Annotated in this window: 15 protein-coding genes and 2 tRNA genes; 5 read left to right on the top strand and 12 right to left on the bottom strand. The window is 69.9% G+C overall.

Annotated features, from left to right (window positions below):
* The first annotated feature begins 47 nt into the window (after nucleotides 1-47).
* The 3 genes from AC3RXZ_RS07225 to AC3RXZ_RS07215 are packed head-to-tail and all read left to right on the top strand — an operon-like array spanning nucleotide 48 to nucleotide 2,456.
* On the top strand, nucleotides 48-1,013 hold the full coding sequence (locus AC3RXZ_RS07225) for an acetylxylan esterase (protein WP_491493580.1): 966 nt from the start codon (nucleotides 48-50) through the stop codon (nucleotides 1,011-1,013).
* A gap of 28 nt (nucleotides 1,014-1,041) precedes the next feature.
* The gene (locus tag AC3RXZ_RS07220) at nucleotides 1,042-1,986 is read left to right on the top strand and encodes a Ppx/GppA phosphatase family protein (RefSeq protein WP_491493579.1); all 945 of its coding nucleotides are present in this window, start codon (nucleotides 1,042-1,044) and stop codon (nucleotides 1,984-1,986) included.
* A gap of 20 nt (nucleotides 1,987-2,006) precedes the next feature.
* The gene (locus tag AC3RXZ_RS07215; protein WP_491493578.1) at nucleotides 2,007-2,456 is read left to right on the top strand and encodes a VanZ family protein; all 450 of its coding nucleotides are present in this window, start codon (nucleotides 2,007-2,009) and stop codon (nucleotides 2,454-2,456) included.
* Nucleotides 2,457-2,496: 40 nt separating this feature from the next.
* Here the strand turns inward: AC3RXZ_RS07215 and glmM are convergent, their stop codons facing one another.
* The 6 genes from glmM to AC3RXZ_RS07185 form a co-directional block, all read right to left on the bottom strand.
* Nucleotides 2,497-3,855, bottom strand: a complete 1,359-nt coding sequence (gene glmM, locus AC3RXZ_RS07210) for a phosphoglucosamine mutase (RefSeq protein ID WP_491493577.1) — start codon at nucleotides 3,853-3,855, stop codon at nucleotides 2,497-2,499.
* Between the two features lie 15 nt (nucleotides 3,856-3,870).
* The gene (rpsI, locus tag AC3RXZ_RS07205; RefSeq protein WP_243230247.1) at nucleotides 3,871-4,356 is read right to left on the bottom strand and encodes a 30S ribosomal protein S9; all 486 of its coding nucleotides are present in this window, start codon (nucleotides 4,354-4,356) and stop codon (nucleotides 3,871-3,873) included.
* A gap of 25 nt (nucleotides 4,357-4,381) precedes the next feature.
* A complete protein-coding gene (gene rplM, locus AC3RXZ_RS07200) occupies nucleotides 4,382-4,828 on the bottom strand; it encodes a 50S ribosomal protein L13 (RefSeq protein WP_243230238.1) in 447 nt (148 codons plus the stop codon).
* Between the two features lie 177 nt (nucleotides 4,829-5,005).
* Complete coding sequence (locus AC3RXZ_RS07195) at nucleotides 5,006-5,674, bottom strand: endonuclease/exonuclease/phosphatase family protein (protein WP_243230230.1); 669 nt, start codon at nucleotides 5,672-5,674, stop codon at nucleotides 5,006-5,008.
* 66 nt (nucleotides 5,675-5,740) lie between these two features.
* On the bottom strand, nucleotides 5,741-6,607 hold the full coding sequence (gene truA / locus AC3RXZ_RS07190) for a tRNA pseudouridine(38-40) synthase TruA (RefSeq protein ID WP_491493576.1): 867 nt from the start codon (nucleotides 6,605-6,607) through the stop codon (nucleotides 5,741-5,743).
* Nucleotides 6,608-6,647: 40 nt separating this feature from the next.
* Nucleotides 6,648-7,013, bottom strand: coding sequence for a winged helix-turn-helix transcriptional regulator (locus AC3RXZ_RS07185; protein ID WP_491493575.1), 366 nt, complete (start codon nucleotides 7,011-7,013; stop codon nucleotides 6,648-6,650).
* A 93-nt stretch (nucleotides 7,014-7,106) separates the two neighbouring features.
* Between AC3RXZ_RS07185 and AC3RXZ_RS07180 the strand changes: the two genes are divergently transcribed.
* The gene (locus tag AC3RXZ_RS07180; protein WP_243230217.1) at nucleotides 7,107-7,961 is read left to right on the top strand and encodes an SDR family oxidoreductase; all 855 of its coding nucleotides are present in this window, start codon (nucleotides 7,107-7,109) and stop codon (nucleotides 7,959-7,961) included.
* Nucleotides 7,962-8,064: 103 nt separating this feature from the next.
* Complete coding sequence (locus AC3RXZ_RS07175) at nucleotides 8,065-8,880, top strand: SDR family oxidoreductase (protein ID WP_491493574.1); 816 nt, start codon at nucleotides 8,065-8,067, stop codon at nucleotides 8,878-8,880.
* Nucleotides 8,881-8,913: 33 nt separating this feature from the next.
* Here AC3RXZ_RS07175 and AC3RXZ_RS07170 read toward each other — a convergent pair whose 3' ends face one another.
* The 6 genes from AC3RXZ_RS07170 to AC3RXZ_RS07145 form a co-directional block, all read right to left on the bottom strand.
* Nucleotides 8,914-9,888 (bottom strand): SDR family oxidoreductase, encoded by a 975-nt coding sequence (locus tag AC3RXZ_RS07170; protein WP_491493573.1) that lies wholly within the window; start codon nucleotides 9,886-9,888, stop codon nucleotides 8,914-8,916.
* Nucleotides 9,889-9,917: 29 nt separating this feature from the next.
* Entirely contained in the window at nucleotides 9,918-11,405 is a 1,488-nt protein-coding gene (locus tag AC3RXZ_RS07165) for an HNH endonuclease signature motif containing protein (protein ID WP_491493572.1), read from the bottom strand.
* A gap of 81 nt (nucleotides 11,406-11,486) precedes the next feature.
* The gene (locus AC3RXZ_RS07160) at nucleotides 11,487-12,494 is read right to left on the bottom strand and encodes a sugar phosphate isomerase/epimerase family protein (RefSeq protein ID WP_491493571.1); all 1,008 of its coding nucleotides are present in this window, start codon (nucleotides 12,492-12,494) and stop codon (nucleotides 11,487-11,489) included.
* A gap of 147 nt (nucleotides 12,495-12,641) precedes the next feature.
* Nucleotides 12,642-12,715 (bottom strand) — tRNA-Met (locus AC3RXZ_RS07155).
* Nucleotides 12,716-12,750: 35 nt separating this feature from the next.
* Nucleotides 12,751-12,822 (bottom strand) — tRNA-Thr (locus tag AC3RXZ_RS07150).
* A gap of 51 nt (nucleotides 12,823-12,873) precedes the next feature.
* Nucleotides 12,874-14,190: a M23 family metallopeptidase gene (locus AC3RXZ_RS07145; RefSeq protein WP_491493570.1), complete on the bottom strand. Its 1,317-nt coding sequence runs from the start codon at nucleotides 14,188-14,190 to the stop codon at nucleotides 12,874-12,876.
* Nucleotides 14,191-14,209 lie beyond the last annotated feature (19 nt).

The raw sequence follows: 14,209 nt of genomic DNA, 5'->3' as shown, positions 1-14,209 counted from the left end.
CGGGGAAGCGTTTCGACAACCCGGGATCGAACCGCTACCGTGTTGCCGTGGCTCTGACCGATCTCCCCCTCGACGAGCTCGAGGTCTTCCGTCCCGACGTCGATGAACCCGCGGACTTCGACGCGTTCTGGCAGCGCACCCTCGGCGAGGCCCGCGAGGCGGCGGCTCCCGCGACCCTGCGGCCGGCCGACACTCCGGTGAATCAGCTCGTCGTCGAGGACCTCGAGTTCAGCGGCTTCGGCGGCGACCCGATCCGCGCGTGGGTCACACGGCCGCGCACCGAGGAGCCGCTTCCGGCGATCGTCGAGTACATCGGATACGGCGGCGGCCGCGGCATCCCCGGTGAGCGCCTGCAGTGGGCCTCGGCAGGATACGTGCACGTGCTCATGGACACGCGCGGCCAGGGAGCGAACTGGGGATCCGGCGGAGACACCCCGGACCCGCACGGCTCGGCCTCCGCCGCGACCGGCTTCATGACCCGCGGCATCGAGTCCCCGGAGACGTACTACTACCGCCGGCTGTTCACGGATGCCGTCCGTGCCGTGGACACGACGCGCGAGCTGCCGTTCGTGCGCCCCGACCGGGTGTCGGTCACCGGCGCGAGCCAGGGCGGCGGGATCTCGATCGCCGCCGGCGCCCTGCATCCCGACGTGTTCGCCGTCATGCCGGACGTGCCGTTCCTCTGCTTCTTCCGCCGGTCGGTCGAGCGGACCCCCGATCATCCGTACGCCGAGATCGAGCGCTACCTCGCGGTGCACCGCGACCGCGTGGCTCAGGTGTTCGAGACGCTGTCGTACTTCGACGGTGTGAACTTCGCGCGCCGGATCCACCAGCCCGCGCTGTTCTCGGCCGCCCTCATGGACGGCATCGTGCTGCCCTCGAGCGTGTACGCCGCCTACAACCACCTCGCCTCGACGGATGCCGAGATCGAGCCGTACCTGTTCAACGGCCACGAGGGCGGGCAGATCGCGCAGTGGGTGCGCCAGGCGCGCTGGCTCGCCGCGCGCGTCTAGGGACCCGCGCCGCCGGTACGATTTCTCCGTGCGCCTGGGAGTCATCGACATCGGATCGAACACCGTCCACCTGCTCGCAGCCGATGTCCGCCCCGGCGGGCGGCCGCTGGCGACGACCAGCGACCGGACCGTGCTGCGCCTCATGCGCTTCCTGACCCCCGATGGTGCGATCTCCGACGAGGGCGTGCGCGCGCTCGAGGACGCGGTCACGCGCGCCAGGACCGTGGCCGCTTCCGAGAACGTCGACGCCCTGCTCGCGACCGCGACCAGCGCGGTCCGCGAGGCGACGAACGGCGTCGAGGTCATCGCGCGGATCGAAGCCGCGCTCGGTCAGCCGCTGCAGGTGCTGGACGGCGAGACCGAGGCGGAGCTGACGTTCCTCGCCGTCCGCCGGTGGTTCGGCTGGTCGGCGGGTCAGCTGCTGCTGCTCGACATCGGCGGCGGTTCGCTGGAGATCGCGGCGGGAGCGGACGAGATCCCGGAGGCCGCGGCATCCGTCCCGCTGGGGGCCGGGCGCATGACGGTCGAGTTCCTGCCCGACGATCCGCCGGGCGAGGACGCCGTCGAACGGCTGCGCGCGCATGCCACGACCGTGCTCTCTTCGGTGACGCCGGCCTTCCGCGCGTTGCCGCGGCCCGATCACGTCGTCGGGTCGTCCAAGGCCATCCGCTCCCTCGCCCGCCTCGTCGGGTACCCGGTTCCCGGCTGGTCGGGCATCGATCGGATGCTGCTCCCCCACGACGCCCTCGGCTCCTGGATCCCCCGTCTCGCGCGGCTGCCGGCGTCCGCCCGCCAGGAACTGCCCGGCATCACGCCCGATCGCACGTTCCAGATCGTCGCGGCGGCCGTGTCCCTGCACACCGCGATGACGATGCTGGACGTCCAGGAGCTCGAGGTCTCGCCCTGGGCGCTGCGCGAGGGCGTGCTGCTGCGCTACATCGAGTCGCTGAGCTGGAGCGGCACCGGTATCTGAGCGCAGGTACGCTGTCCCGGATGGATGCTCCTCCGCCCCGGCCGCGGCGCGCAGTGGTCGCCCGTGTGCTGCTCGTGCCGTACCTTTTCGCGCTCGCGCTCGTCGTGTGGCTGCCGGGTGAGGATGCCGAGAAGGCCACCGGGATCGTGGAGACGGCGGCGCGGCTGCTGGCCGCGTGGGGGCTGCCGTTCGAGATCGGCTATCCGGTGCTCGAGTTCCTTGCCAACGTCGTGCTGTTCGTGCCGTTCGGCGCGCTGGTCATGCTGAGCTTCCCCGCACTGCGATGGTGGCAGGTGATCCTGCTCGGGTGCGCGACGAGCACGACGATCGAGCTCGTGCAGATCCTGCTCCCGAGCCGCTTCCCGACCGTGTCGGATGTCGTCGCCAACACGCTCGGGACGGCGGCCGGACGGGTTGCTGCCGCGGTCGTGCGGAGGCCGCGGAGCGCCCGCGCCTCCGTCGAGGCGTGAGCGCTCCTGTGAAGGGATGAGGCTCGATCAGCCCGGCGTCTCAGAGCGCCAGGCGCTGCGAGACGACGTCTGCGAGCTGCTGCCCGAAGGTCTTCGCCGATTCCGCGTCCGCGGCCTCGACCATGACGCGCACGAGCGGCTCGGTGCCGGACTTGCGCAGCAGCACGCGCCCGGAGTCGCCCAGCGCCTGCTCGACGGTGCGGACGGCATCCTGCACGCCCTGGTCGTCGGCGACGCGGTCCTTGTCGACGCCGCGCACGTTGATCAGCACCTGCGGGTACACCGTCATGACGCTCGCGAGCTCGGCGAGCGACTTCTGCTGGCGCGCCATCTCGGCGACGAGGTGCAGACCGGTGAGCAGGCCGTCTCCGGTGGTGGCGTACTCGCTCATGATGACGTGACCGGACTGCTCGCCGCCCAACGCGAAGCCGTTGGCGTTCATGTCCTCGAGCACGTACCGGTCGCCGACCGCGGTCTGGCGGACGGTGATGCCGTGCTCGCGCATCGCGATGTGCAGCCCGAGGTTGCTCATGACGGTCGCCACGAGGGTGTCATCGGTGAGGACTCCGCGCTCCTTCATGGCGATCGCGAGGATCGCCATGATCTGGTCGCCGTCGACGACGTTGCCGGCGGCGTCCACCGCGAGGCAGCGGTCCGCGTCGCCGTCGTGGGCGATGCCGACGTCGGCGCCCAGGCGCACGACGGCCTCGGCGAGCTGGTCGAGATGCGTCGATCCGACCCCGTCGTTGATGTTGATGCCGTCCGGATCGGCTCCGATGACGGTCACCTCGGCCCCGGCATCCCGGAACGTCTCGGGCGAGACCCCGGATGCCGCGCCGTGCGCGCAGTCCAGGACCACGTGGATGCCGTCGAGGCGGTGCGGCAGGGAGCCGAGCAGGTGGACGACGTAGCGGTCCTCGGCGTCGGAGAACCGCTGGATGCGGCCGACGGATTCTCCGGTCGGCAGCAGCTTGTCTCCGGTCATGGCGGCCTCGATGCGCTGCTCGACGATGTCGGGGAGCTTCACGCCACCGCGGGCGAAGATCTTGATGCCGTTGTCGGGCGCGGGGTTGTGCGAGGCCGACACCATCACGCCGAAGTCGGCGTCGCGGTCGGCGACGAGGAACGCCAGCGCGGGGGTCGGGATCACTCCGGCGTCGAAGACGTCGACACCGGAGGAGGCCAGGCCGGCCGAGACGGCGGCGGCCAGGAACTCGCCGGAGATGCGCGGGTCGCGGGCGACGACGGCGGTGAGCCGCTTGCCCTGCGCCTTGCGCGCCTCGGCGGTACGGCCCTGGCCCAGGACGACTGCAGTCGCCTGGGCCAGGGAGAGCGCCAGGTCGGCGGTGAGGATGCCGTTGGCAAGACCTCGCACGCCGTCCGTGCCGAACAGTGCCATGAAGGGCTGTGCGGCTTAGCGCTTCGAGTACTGAGGCGCCTTGCGGGCCTTCTTGAGACCGGCCTTCTTGCGCTCCTTGACGCGAGCGTCGCGCGAGAGGAAGCCGGCCTTCTTCAGGGTCGGACGGTTGTTCTCGACGTCGATGCCGTTCAGCGCACGGGCGATGCCGAGGCGCAGCGCACCGGCCTGGCCCGAGGGGCCGCCGCCGGAGATGCGGGCGATCACGTCGTAGGAACCGGCGAGGTTCAGGACCGTGAACGGGTCGTTGATCAGCTGCTGGTGCAGCTTGTTCGGGAAGTAGTCCTCGATCGTGCGGCCGTTGACCGTGATCGTTCCCGAGCCGGGGACGAGGCGCACGCGGGCGATGGCCTGCTTGCGGCGGCCGACGGCGGCGCCGGGGACGCTCAGCACGGGACGGGGAGCCGCCTCCGCAACCTCGGTCTCAGGCGTCGCGGTCGAGTAGTTCTGAGGGAATTCGGTGGAGTCCTGGATGTCAGCCACGAGTATGTCCTTTTCGTTGCGGCGCTTACTGGGCGACCTGGTCGAGGGTGTACGTCTGGGGCTTCTGAGCGGCGTGCGGGTGCTCGGCACCGGCGTAGACCTTCAGCTTGCCCAGCTGCTGGCGCCCGAGGCTGTTCTTCGGGAGCATCCCGCGGACGGCCTTCTCGACGGCGCGGACGGGGTTCTTCTCGAGCAGCTCGGCGTACGAGACGGCCTTGAGGCCGCCCGGGTAGCCCGAGTGGCGGTAGGCCATCTTCTTCTGGAGCTTCTGACCCGTGAGCGCGACCTTGTCGGCGTTCACGATGATGACGAAGTCACCCGAGTCGATGTGGTTGGCGAAGGTCGCCTTGTGCTTGCCGCGCAGGAGCGCTGCGGCGTGCGAGGCGAGACGACCGAGAACGACGTCGGTGGCGTCGATGACGACCCAGTCACGCTGGACCTGCCCGGCCTTCGGGGTGTAAGTGCGCGTCACGATAGTGCTGCTTTCTTGTTCGAACGGAGGAGTTCGTGAATCCCACTCCGGGGTGGTTCCGCCTTCGAGGAAGGAGAACACGCCAGTGGAGGGCTCACGTTCGCGGTACCGCAGTCGGGCACCAAAGGGTTAGCTTACGCCATCAGGGCGGCTTTGCCCAACTTGACACCTCGTCCCTCAGGACAGCTGCGCGGTGATGAGGATCGGGCGGTGGTCGCTCGCGCGCTGAGGCAGGGTGCGGATGCTGTCGATGTCGAACCCCTCGGAGGTGGCGAAGTCGTAGTGCCCCTTGAAGACGCGATAGCGCGTGTAGGTGCGCTCGTCCGAGAGCGTCAGCGTGTACCCGTGGTCGCGCACGGTCTGGCCCAGGTTCTCCTTGAAGACCGGATAGTTGTAGTCCCCCACCATGAGGATCGGGATGCCGGGGCCGAACGCCTCGAGCTCGGTCAGCGCGCTTCGGATCTGCGTGCGCCGCAGCGAGTTCAGGGCGGTGAGCGGTGCGGCGTGGAACGACGCCACGATCATCTCCCGCCCGTCGTCGATGTCATGCAGCCGCACGGCGAGCACCCGCTCGTGGGCCGGCTTGAGCATCCGGTCGTGCAGCGACTTCTTCAACTCGATCGCCCGCAGCGAGTGGAGGCGAAAGGTGTTCTCCCGGTAGAAGACGGCCAGGCCCAGGCGGTTGCCCTGCGTCGCCTGGGCGAGCACGAGATCTCCGACCCGGTCCGGGAGAGCTGCGACGTCGCACTCCTGCAGGCACAGGATGTCCGCGCCGTGCTCGTCGACGAGCGCATCGAGTTCGCCGGCGGCGCGGTGCTTGCGCAGGTTGTAGGAGATGACCTTCATCCCCTCTCACGCTAGACCTTCCGACTGTGCGCCAGGTGTCGATCCGGCGACCGGCCGGGGAACGGCTCACTCGTCGTCGGACCGCACCGAGCCGTCCCGGTCGCGCCGCGCCCTGGTCTGCTCGGCCCGTGCCGCGAGCAGGTCGTCGCTGGGATACCCGACCTCGGTGAGGACGAGTCCGCGCGCCGCCAGCACCTTGAACTCGCTGGTGCGGGTACGAGCATCCCGGAGCACGGCGAGGTCCTCGACGTCGAGCCGCCCCTCCCCCACGGCTGCGCACGCCCCCACGAGCGCCCGCACCATGCTGTGGCAGAACGCGTCCGCCTTGACCTCGGCCACGAGCACGCCCTGCTCGTCCCGTCGCCAGCGGTAGTCGAGCAGCGTGCGGATGGTCGTCGCCTCCTCGCGTGCCTTGCAGTAGGCGGCGAAGTCGTGCAGGCCGATGAGGGTCTGCGCCGCGGCATCCATCGCCTCGGCATCCAGGCTCCCCCGGATGCTCGTCGTGTCGGCGCGGCGCAACGGGTCGAAGCCCGCGACGTCGTCCGCCAGGCGATAGCGGTATCGACGCCAGACGGCGGAGAAGCGGGCGTCGAAGCCGTCCGGGGCGAGCGCGGAGGACGTGACCGTGACATCCGGGTATGCCCCGAGCACGCCGCGCATGCGCCCGGCGATCGATCCCGCGGGATCGTGCGCGGCCCGGCCGTGCCGTGCCTCGATGCGCGCCCATTGCGCGTCGTCGAGGTCGACGTGAGCGACCTGCCCGCTGGCGTGGACCCCGGCATCTGTGCGGCCCGCGACGACGAACTGGACCTCGGAGCCGACGATGCGCGCCAGCGCCGCCTCCAGCGTGCCCTGCACGGTGCGCAGCCCCGGCTGCTTGGCCCACCCGCGGAAATGGGTGCCGTCGTAGGCGATGTCCAGGCGGATTCTCACTCGGCCAGCCTATCCGCGGGGCGCAGCCGCGCCCGGACGTTCAGGATCGTGCGAGCATCCGTTCGGAGTTGTCGGCGACCCATTCCACCAGGGGGAGCAGGCGCGCCATCAGGTCCTCCCCCAGCGGCGTGAGGCTGTACTCGACGTGCGGCGGCACCGTGGGGAACGACTCCCGATGCACCAGCCCGTCGTCGGCGAGCGTGCGCAGCGTCGACGCCAGCATCTTCTCGCTGATGCCCGCCACGGTCCGGCGAAGTTCTCCCCAGCGCAGCGTCCCCTCGGACAGGGCCGACAGCACCAGCACGCCCCACTTGCTCATGACATGGTCGAGCACGACCCGCGTGCTGCAGCCCTCCTCGAAGGCGCCGGGAACCGAGGCCTTGATCTGCGCAAAACTCACCGTCATGTGGGTACCTTACGTCAAAGTGGGTACCCGTGTTCGGGAATGCATCGAGATCGCCGTCGAGTTGGGCTTGATGTCACCGATGAAAGGACACCCATGACCATTCTCGTCACCGGCGCGACCGGACAGCTCGGCCGCCTCGTCATCGACAGCCTCCTCGAGCGCGGGGCCGACCCCGCGGCGATCGTCGCCGGGGCGCGCGACATCGCCAGAGCGGCCGATCTCGAGGCTCGCGGCGTGCGCGTCGTCGAGCTGGACTACGACCGACCGGAGACCGTGACGGCCGCACTCGACGGGGTCGATCGCGTGCTGCTGATCTCGGGCTCGGACGTCGGGCAGCGCGTCCCTCAGCACCGGGCCGTGATCGATGCCGCGCGCGCGGCCGGGGTCTCGCAGCTCGTGTACACGAGCGCGCCGAAGGCGACGACGAGCGATCTCGTCCTCGCTCCGGAGCACAAGGCCACCGAGGAGCTCATCGCCGCCTCGGGTGTTCCCGCCGTGATCCTGCGGAACAACTGGTACACCGAGAACTACGCCGCAGACCTCGCGCGTGCAGCCTCGACCGGTGTCCTCGCGGCGAGCGTCGGGGACGGCCGGGTCGCGTCGGCCGGCCGCAGGGACTTCGCCGAGGCCGCTGCCGTCGTGCTTCAGGAGGACGGCCACATCGGAGAGGTGTACGAACTGGGCGGCGACATCGCCTGGACGTATGCCGACCTCGCTGCGGCGATCTCGGAGGTGGTCGGGCGTCCGGTCGTCTACACGCCACTGAGCACGGAGGAGCACGCCGCCGCGCTCGAGGCCGCGGGCCTGGATGCCGGGACGATCGGGTTCGTCACCGCTTTGGACGCCGGCATCCGCGACGGCGCTCTGGCGGACACGGACGGCACGCTCGCGCGGCTGATCGGTCGCCCGACGACGCCGCTGGTCGACGGCCTGCGCGCTCTCGCCTGACGGGGCACCCCTGGCGATCTTCCGCGGATGCGGGTTATCCGGACAATATCTGTCCGGATAACCCGCGAGACTGGGCGTCACGACGAACGAAAGGTCGATTCTCATGACGATTCTGGTCACCGGGGCGACGGGCAGTGTCGGCAGGCACATCGTGGATCAGCTGGTGGAACGCGGCGAGCGGGTGCGGGCACTGACCCGTGACCCCGCCCGGGCCCGGCTCCCCCGCGACGTCGATGCCGTGCGCGGCGACCTGACGGACCTCGAGAGCATGCGCTCCGCGATGGAAGGCTGCGATGCGGTGCACTTCATCACCTTCGACGGCGCCTTCGGCGCGACGCTGCAGAACGGACCGGAACTGGTCGAGCTCGCCGAGGCGGCCGGCATCCGACGCATCAGCGTCCTCGGCGGCTGGGACGAGAGCACGCTCGAGCCGGCGCTGCGCGCAGCGAGCATCCCCTGGGCGCAGCTCGCACCGGTCGAGTTCATGACGAACGCGCTCGAATGGGCGCCGGAGATCGCCAAGACCCGGCAGGTCCGCACGCTCGCGGCCTGGCCGAGCGCCATGGTCCATCCGGCCGACATCGCCGCCGTCGCCGTCGTGCTTCTCACCGAGGACGACCACGACGGCCGGACCTACTACCTCACCGGGCCCGAGGCGCTGACGCCCGCCGAGCGTGCATCCCGGATCGGCGATGCGCTCGACGAGGAGGTCACGTGGGTGCAGCTCTCGGAGGAGGAAGAGCGCGAGCGGTTGCGCGGCTACGGATACGACGAGGAGTATGTCGAGTTCGGTCTCGAGCTGGCGAAGAACCCGCCGGAGATCGGTCAGGTCGTGCAGGACACCGTGACGCGCCTGACCGGGCAGCCGGGGCGGACGTTCGCGCAGTGGGCGCGGGAGAACGCCGCGGCGTTCCGCTGATGACTTCGGGGGCCCGGTTCCGCGGGCCCCCGCTCAGTCGATCAGGCGATCGAAGAGCGCGTCCAGCTCCGGATCGACGCGCTGCAGTTCGGGATGCGCGTCGTGCCACTCGATGATCTCGCGCGCGGCGACATGCAGGCCGATGACCGGATCGAACTCGGGCACCAGGCGGCGGATCTTGGTGTTGTCGAACACGACGGAATGCGCCATGTCGCCCGTGAGCTGCCCGGCGCGCTCCGGGAGGGCTCGTTCGATGGCCGCGCTGGTCGCATGGCGCAACCGCGGCTCCGCCCCCGCAGCCCGCCCCAGGATCGTGTAGATCTCGTTCCAGGTGTACACGAAGTCGCTCGTGATCTGGAACGTGTCCCCGATGGCCAGGGGATTGCCCAGCAGCCCGACGAACCCGACGGCGAAGTCGCGGGAGTGCGTGAGCGTCCACAGGGACGTGCCATCCCCGTGCACCACGATCTCCTTGCCGCGCCGCATTCGGTCGATCGCCGTCCAGCCCACGAAGGCCGGAATCGTCCACCGGTCGTACGTGTGCGACGGACGCAGCACCGTCACAGGGAACCCGCGATCGCGGTAGGCCGAGGCGAGCAGGTCCTCGCAGGCGATCTTGTCGCGCGAGTACTGCCAGTAGGGATTGCGCAACGGAGTCGACTCCGTGATCGGCAGGCGGGCGACCGGCTTCTGATAGGCGGAGGCCGAACTGATGAAGACGTACTGTCCGGTGCGCCCCTCGAAGCGATCGATGTCGTGCTGCACCTGGTCCGGGGTGAATGCGATCATGTCCGCGATGACGTCGAACTCGCGCCCGGCGAGGGCTTCGTCCACGGCGCGGGCGTCCGAGATGTCGGCCGTGAGCACCTCCACCCCTTCGGCGGGCGCTCGACGGGAGCGTCCGCGGTTCAGCAGAGTGACCTCCATCCCGCGTCGCGCTGCGAGAGCGCTCGCCTCGGAGGAGATGATCCCCGTTCCGCCGATGAACAACACCTTCGTCGCTGACATGCTCAGCACTCTACTCAGGACGGATGCCGTCAGGTCCGCAGGAGCCTACTTCGGGGCGGTCCGGTCGGCACCGAGAGGCGCGGCGTCCGCCACCTCCGCTCCCGATCCCACCATTCGGGGCCTCGGATCTGCGGGACGCCGCCGTTCATGCGGATCTCCCAGCCGGAGTGCTCCAGGGACCGATGATGCCACCAGCACAGCGGCACGCCGTTGTCGGTGTGCGTCGGCCCGCCACGGGCATGCTCGGTCACGTGATGGATCTCGCACCAGGTCGCGGGGACGTGACAGCCGGGGATCAGGCACTCCTTGTCGCGGGCGACGATCGCTCGGCGCTGGTGGACGGTGAACACACGATCGCTGACCGTGATCCCGATGATGCGGCCCTCATCGAACAGCACTCGCTGGATGGCGCCCGCACACGCCGTGTGCGCGGCCACGTGCAGCGGCACGGGTGCTTCGGAACCGGCGATCGTCGCCCAGCCCGCGCCGGAGGCGAGGTTCTTCGCGTCGACCGTCACCACGAGCGTGGGTGCGGCTCCGCCCAGAGACGGCATCTCCTCATGACGGGCCGCGATGCCCAGCGCAGCGGCGAGCGCGTCGTGCCGCTTCTGGCCGGGCGTGCGCGGGTCGATCACGTTCCGCGGATCGGAATCGAACGGATCCCCGGCCGAGAGTTCTTCGGCTTCGTCGTCCGTGGGACGGAACAGCACTCCCGGGTCCGGCGCCCCGCCGACCTTCGGGTTGTCGAACGCGTCGAAGATCAATTGCAGCTGCGCCGCCATCTCCGGCGTGATGTTCCCGTTCAGCGGGTGCGTTCCCCTGGTCAGCCGCCCGAGACGCAGGAAGCGCCGCGCCTGCCCCTGGCAGTCTGTGGGCTCCGCACCGTCGGGGTCGAGGACGGTCGCGAGCGTCTGAGCGAACTGCCGCAGGTCCTCCGCCGTCGCCGGCGGGCCCGCTTCGTCGTCCGCGCTCGACGGCTCGACGTCGGCGGTGTCGGCGCCGCCCCCGTCGACGTCGACGGTGTCCGGCCGCCGACCGCGGGCCGCCGAGGCCAGGACCGCGTCCGCCCAGATCCGCTCGTCGAGAGCGATCCGGTCTCCCGCCTGCTCGAAGGGCGCGGTGGCGCCGAGCAGCCCCGTCACCCCGATCGCACCCTCGAGCATCGCCTCACGCAGCGCCGTCCACCGGGCCGGCAGCCGCTCTCCCGACAGCAGATTCACGTCTCGTCGTACGAGGGCCGCGGCGCGGGTCAACCGGGACGCCGTCGGAGCGTCGGCGAGCAGCGTTCGCTGCAGCATCTCATTCATGCCCCGGCATCCGTACCGATGCCCGAAGTCCACGTCAGCGGTCGCCACCGTCTCGATGATCGCGGCATCCGTCAGCCGGGACAGCTGCCCCAGACCCGCCAGCACCTCGGCCCGCTCGGCGTCGGACAGCCCCGCCAGCGCGTCGCCGCTCAGCAGCTCGCGCAGGCCGGTCGCGACCTGATCGAGAATGGCTGCGGGACTGTTCTCCATGCCTCCATCATGACGGGGGCCACCGACATCGAACGATGTGGAAACCCGCCGGTCAGGACGGGTTTCCGGCGCATTCGAGTCTCAGTCGGCTCGAGTCGAGAAGGCCGCGTCGAACGCGGCATCCGGCGGCGTTATGGCGTTGAGCCTGCGCACGAACGCCAGCGCTTCCGGGGCGCCCTGCAGCCGGTCCATGCCGGCGTCCTCCCACTCCACCGAGGTCGGCCCGTCGTAGCCGATCGCGTTGAGCGCGCGGAACAGCGGCTCCCACCGCACCTTCCCGTGCGCGGTCGAGACGAACGTCCAGCCCCGGCGCGGATTCGCCCAGGGCAGGTGGGATCCGAGCACGCCGTTGCGGCCGTCGAGGTTCGTGATCGACTCCTTCACGTGGACGTGGAAGATGTGGTCCGCGAAGTCCAGGACGAACGCGACCGGATCCAGCTGCTGCCACAGGAAATGCGACGGATCGAAGTTGATCCCGAAGCTCTTTCGATGACCGATCGCCTCCAGCGTCGCCTTGGCCGTCCAGTAGTCGTAGGCGATCTCGGACGGGTGCACCTCGAGCGCGAAGCGCACGCCGACCTCTTCGAACACGTCGAGGATCGGGTTCCAGCGGTCGGCGAAATCCCGGTAGCCCGCCGCGATGAACTCCTCCGAGGCGGGCGGGAACATCGCCACGGCCTTCCAGATCGACGACCCGGTGAACCCGGTCACGGTCGTCACGCCGAGCTTCGCGGCGAACCGGGCGGTGTCCTTCAGCTCCTCGGCGGCACGACGGCGCACGCCCTCGGGATCGCCGTCGCCCCATACCCGGTCGCTCAGGATGTCGCGGTGCCGTTCATCGATCGGGTCATCGCAGACGGCCTGCCCCGCGAGGTGGTTGGAGATCGTCCACACCTTCAGTCCGTTGCGATCCAGGATGTCGCGACGCGACTGCACGTACGCGTCGTCATCCCAGCGGGACACGTCGATGTGATCGCCCCAGCAGGCGACCTCGAGCCCGTCGTAGCCCCACTCGCCGGCGAGGCGCGCGACCTCTTCGAACGGGAGATCGGCCCACTGGCCGGTGAACAGCGTGATCGGTCGGGTCATCCTTCAGCTCCTTTGCTCGGCATCAGTCTGGCCCAAGACGGATCGACGCGCCACGGATCACCCACGATCGGACGGAATCCGCGAAGCCTGCCTCGTTCGCGCCACGGAGACGAGAAAACCCCCGGCATCACCGGGGGTTTCATTCTGTAGCAGGAGCGGGGCTTGAACCCGCGACCTCACGATTATGAGTCGTGCGCTCTCACCAACTGAGCTACCCTGCCGCACGGCATCCATCTCGCCAGAAGCGGATGCTGCGAGCCCCGAGTCAGGATTGAACTGACGACCCCTTCCTTACCATGGAAGTGCTCTGCCACTGAGCTATCGGGGCGCTGCTGCCCTGTTCAGGCAACCACACGAGAATACCAGATCTCCCGGCCTCTCACGAAACCGGGGTGACCCCCTCGTGGCGTCCGGCGTTCTCCTGCATCCACGGCAGCGGGTTGACCGTCGAGCCGTTGATGATGATCTCGAAATGCAGGTGCGCGCCGTAGGAGCGGCCGGTGTTGCCGACCAGTCCCACGATGTCGCCGACCTTGACCTTGTCGCCGGCCTTGACGCGCAGCGAGCCGTACTGCATGTGCGCGTAGTGGCTCGTCACGACCTCGCCGTCGATGATGTGATCGACGTACACGGTCACGCCGTAGGCTCCGCCCGACTCGGTCGCGATGCGCACGGTGCCGTCGGCGATGACCTGGATCGGAGCGCCGTTCCCCGGCACGAGGTCGATGCCGGCATGCAGACGCCCCCAGCGCTGTCCGTAGCCGGAGCTCATCGCGACGCCGACCACGAACGGCCACTGGATGGCGGCCTCGGGGTCGTTCGTGTAGAGCGTGTCGGAATACTGGATGCCCTGCTCGGCGGCGAGGTCCACGAGGGACACCGTCGAGTAGTCCTCGCTGCGCTGCAGGTTCGGGTCGGCCACGTCGGAGGAGGACACGAAGGCCTGGATCTCCTCGTCGGAGGCCTCGCCGGCGACCTCGGATGCTGAGGTGACCAGCGACATCGCGGACGTCGCCTGGACGCCCTGTGCCGCGGCGACAGCCTCGGCGGGAAGCGTCATCGACACGGCGAGCAGACCCGCGATCCCCATGACGCCGACGGTCGCGCCGGCCGCGACGATCCGGCGCGCCTTCGGGCGACGCGTGCGCCGCGGGACGACGTGCGACTCGGTCGCGGGCTCGGCGTCGTCGGCACCGGCAGCCTCATCGGCGGCGGGCTCGACGCGCTCGGCCGCCGGGACAGACGCCGTGTGAGTCCGGAAGATCTGGGATGCCGCGGTGAAGGGATCTTCGTCGGAGGAGGCGCCCGAAGCGTCGGAAGCCGCCTCGGCGACCGGGACCTCGATGACGGGTGCCTGCGCCGCGGGCTCGTCTACGACGACGGGAGCCTCGGTCATCGCATCGTCGTGCTCGGCCACGTCGACCGGAGCGGTCTCGGACGTGACGATGACGACGGAATCCGCCAGGATCTCCTCGACCGGAACATCGGGGACCGGGATGCGGGGAGTGTTCGCACGCTGCGCTCGACGGCTGCTGGCCGGCATCGGCGAGAGGTCGATGGCCGGGGCGTCGACGCCGCTCTGCGGGGCCGCGTCCGGCGCGGTCGGACGCCGGCGCGCCGCACGTCGCGACAGCGGCACGCTGACGGCATCCGCGGACGACGGAACGGGGATCTCACCGGCTGTCACCTCATCCACCGGGGTCGCGGAAGCCGCG

It is taken from the genome of Microbacterium cucumeris, from assembly GCF_058349845.2.
This window is presented reverse-complemented; position numbering and strand designations above follow the sequence as displayed.

What these genes read in the sequence shown, in the direction of transcription:
- AC3RXZ_RS07175 (WP_491493574.1), top strand. Translation starts at nt 8,065, where the DNA reads ATGACGATTCTGGTCACCGGGGCGACGGGCAGTGTCGGCAGGCACATC.
- glmM (WP_491493577.1), bottom strand. Translation starts at nt 3,855, where the DNA reads ATGGCACTGTTCGGCACGGACGGCGTGCGAGGTCTTGCCAACGGCATC.
- AC3RXZ_RS07215 (WP_491493578.1), top strand. Translation starts at nt 2,007, where the DNA reads ATGGATGCTCCTCCGCCCCGGCCGCGGCGCGCAGTGGTCGCCCGTGTG.
- AC3RXZ_RS07195 (WP_243230230.1), bottom strand. Translation starts at nt 5,674, where the DNA reads ATGAAGGTCATCTCCTACAACCTGCGCAAGCACCGCGCCGCCGGCGAA.
- AC3RXZ_RS07165 (WP_491493572.1), bottom strand. Translation starts at nt 11,405, where the DNA reads ATGGAGAACAGTCCCGCAGCCATTCTCGATCAGGTCGCGACCGGCCTG.
- AC3RXZ_RS07160 (WP_491493571.1), bottom strand. Translation starts at nt 12,494, where the DNA reads ATGACCCGACCGATCACGCTGTTCACCGGCCAGTGGGCCGATCTCCCG.
- AC3RXZ_RS07170 (WP_491493573.1), bottom strand. Translation starts at nt 9,888, where the DNA reads ATGTCAGCGACGAAGGTGTTGTTCATCGGCGGAACGGGGATCATCTCC.
- AC3RXZ_RS07185 (WP_491493575.1), bottom strand. Translation starts at nt 7,013, where the DNA reads ATGACGGTGAGTTTTGCGCAGATCAAGGCCTCGGTTCCCGGCGCCTTC.
- AC3RXZ_RS07180 (WP_243230217.1), top strand. Translation starts at nt 7,107, where the DNA reads ATGACCATTCTCGTCACCGGCGCGACCGGACAGCTCGGCCGCCTCGTC.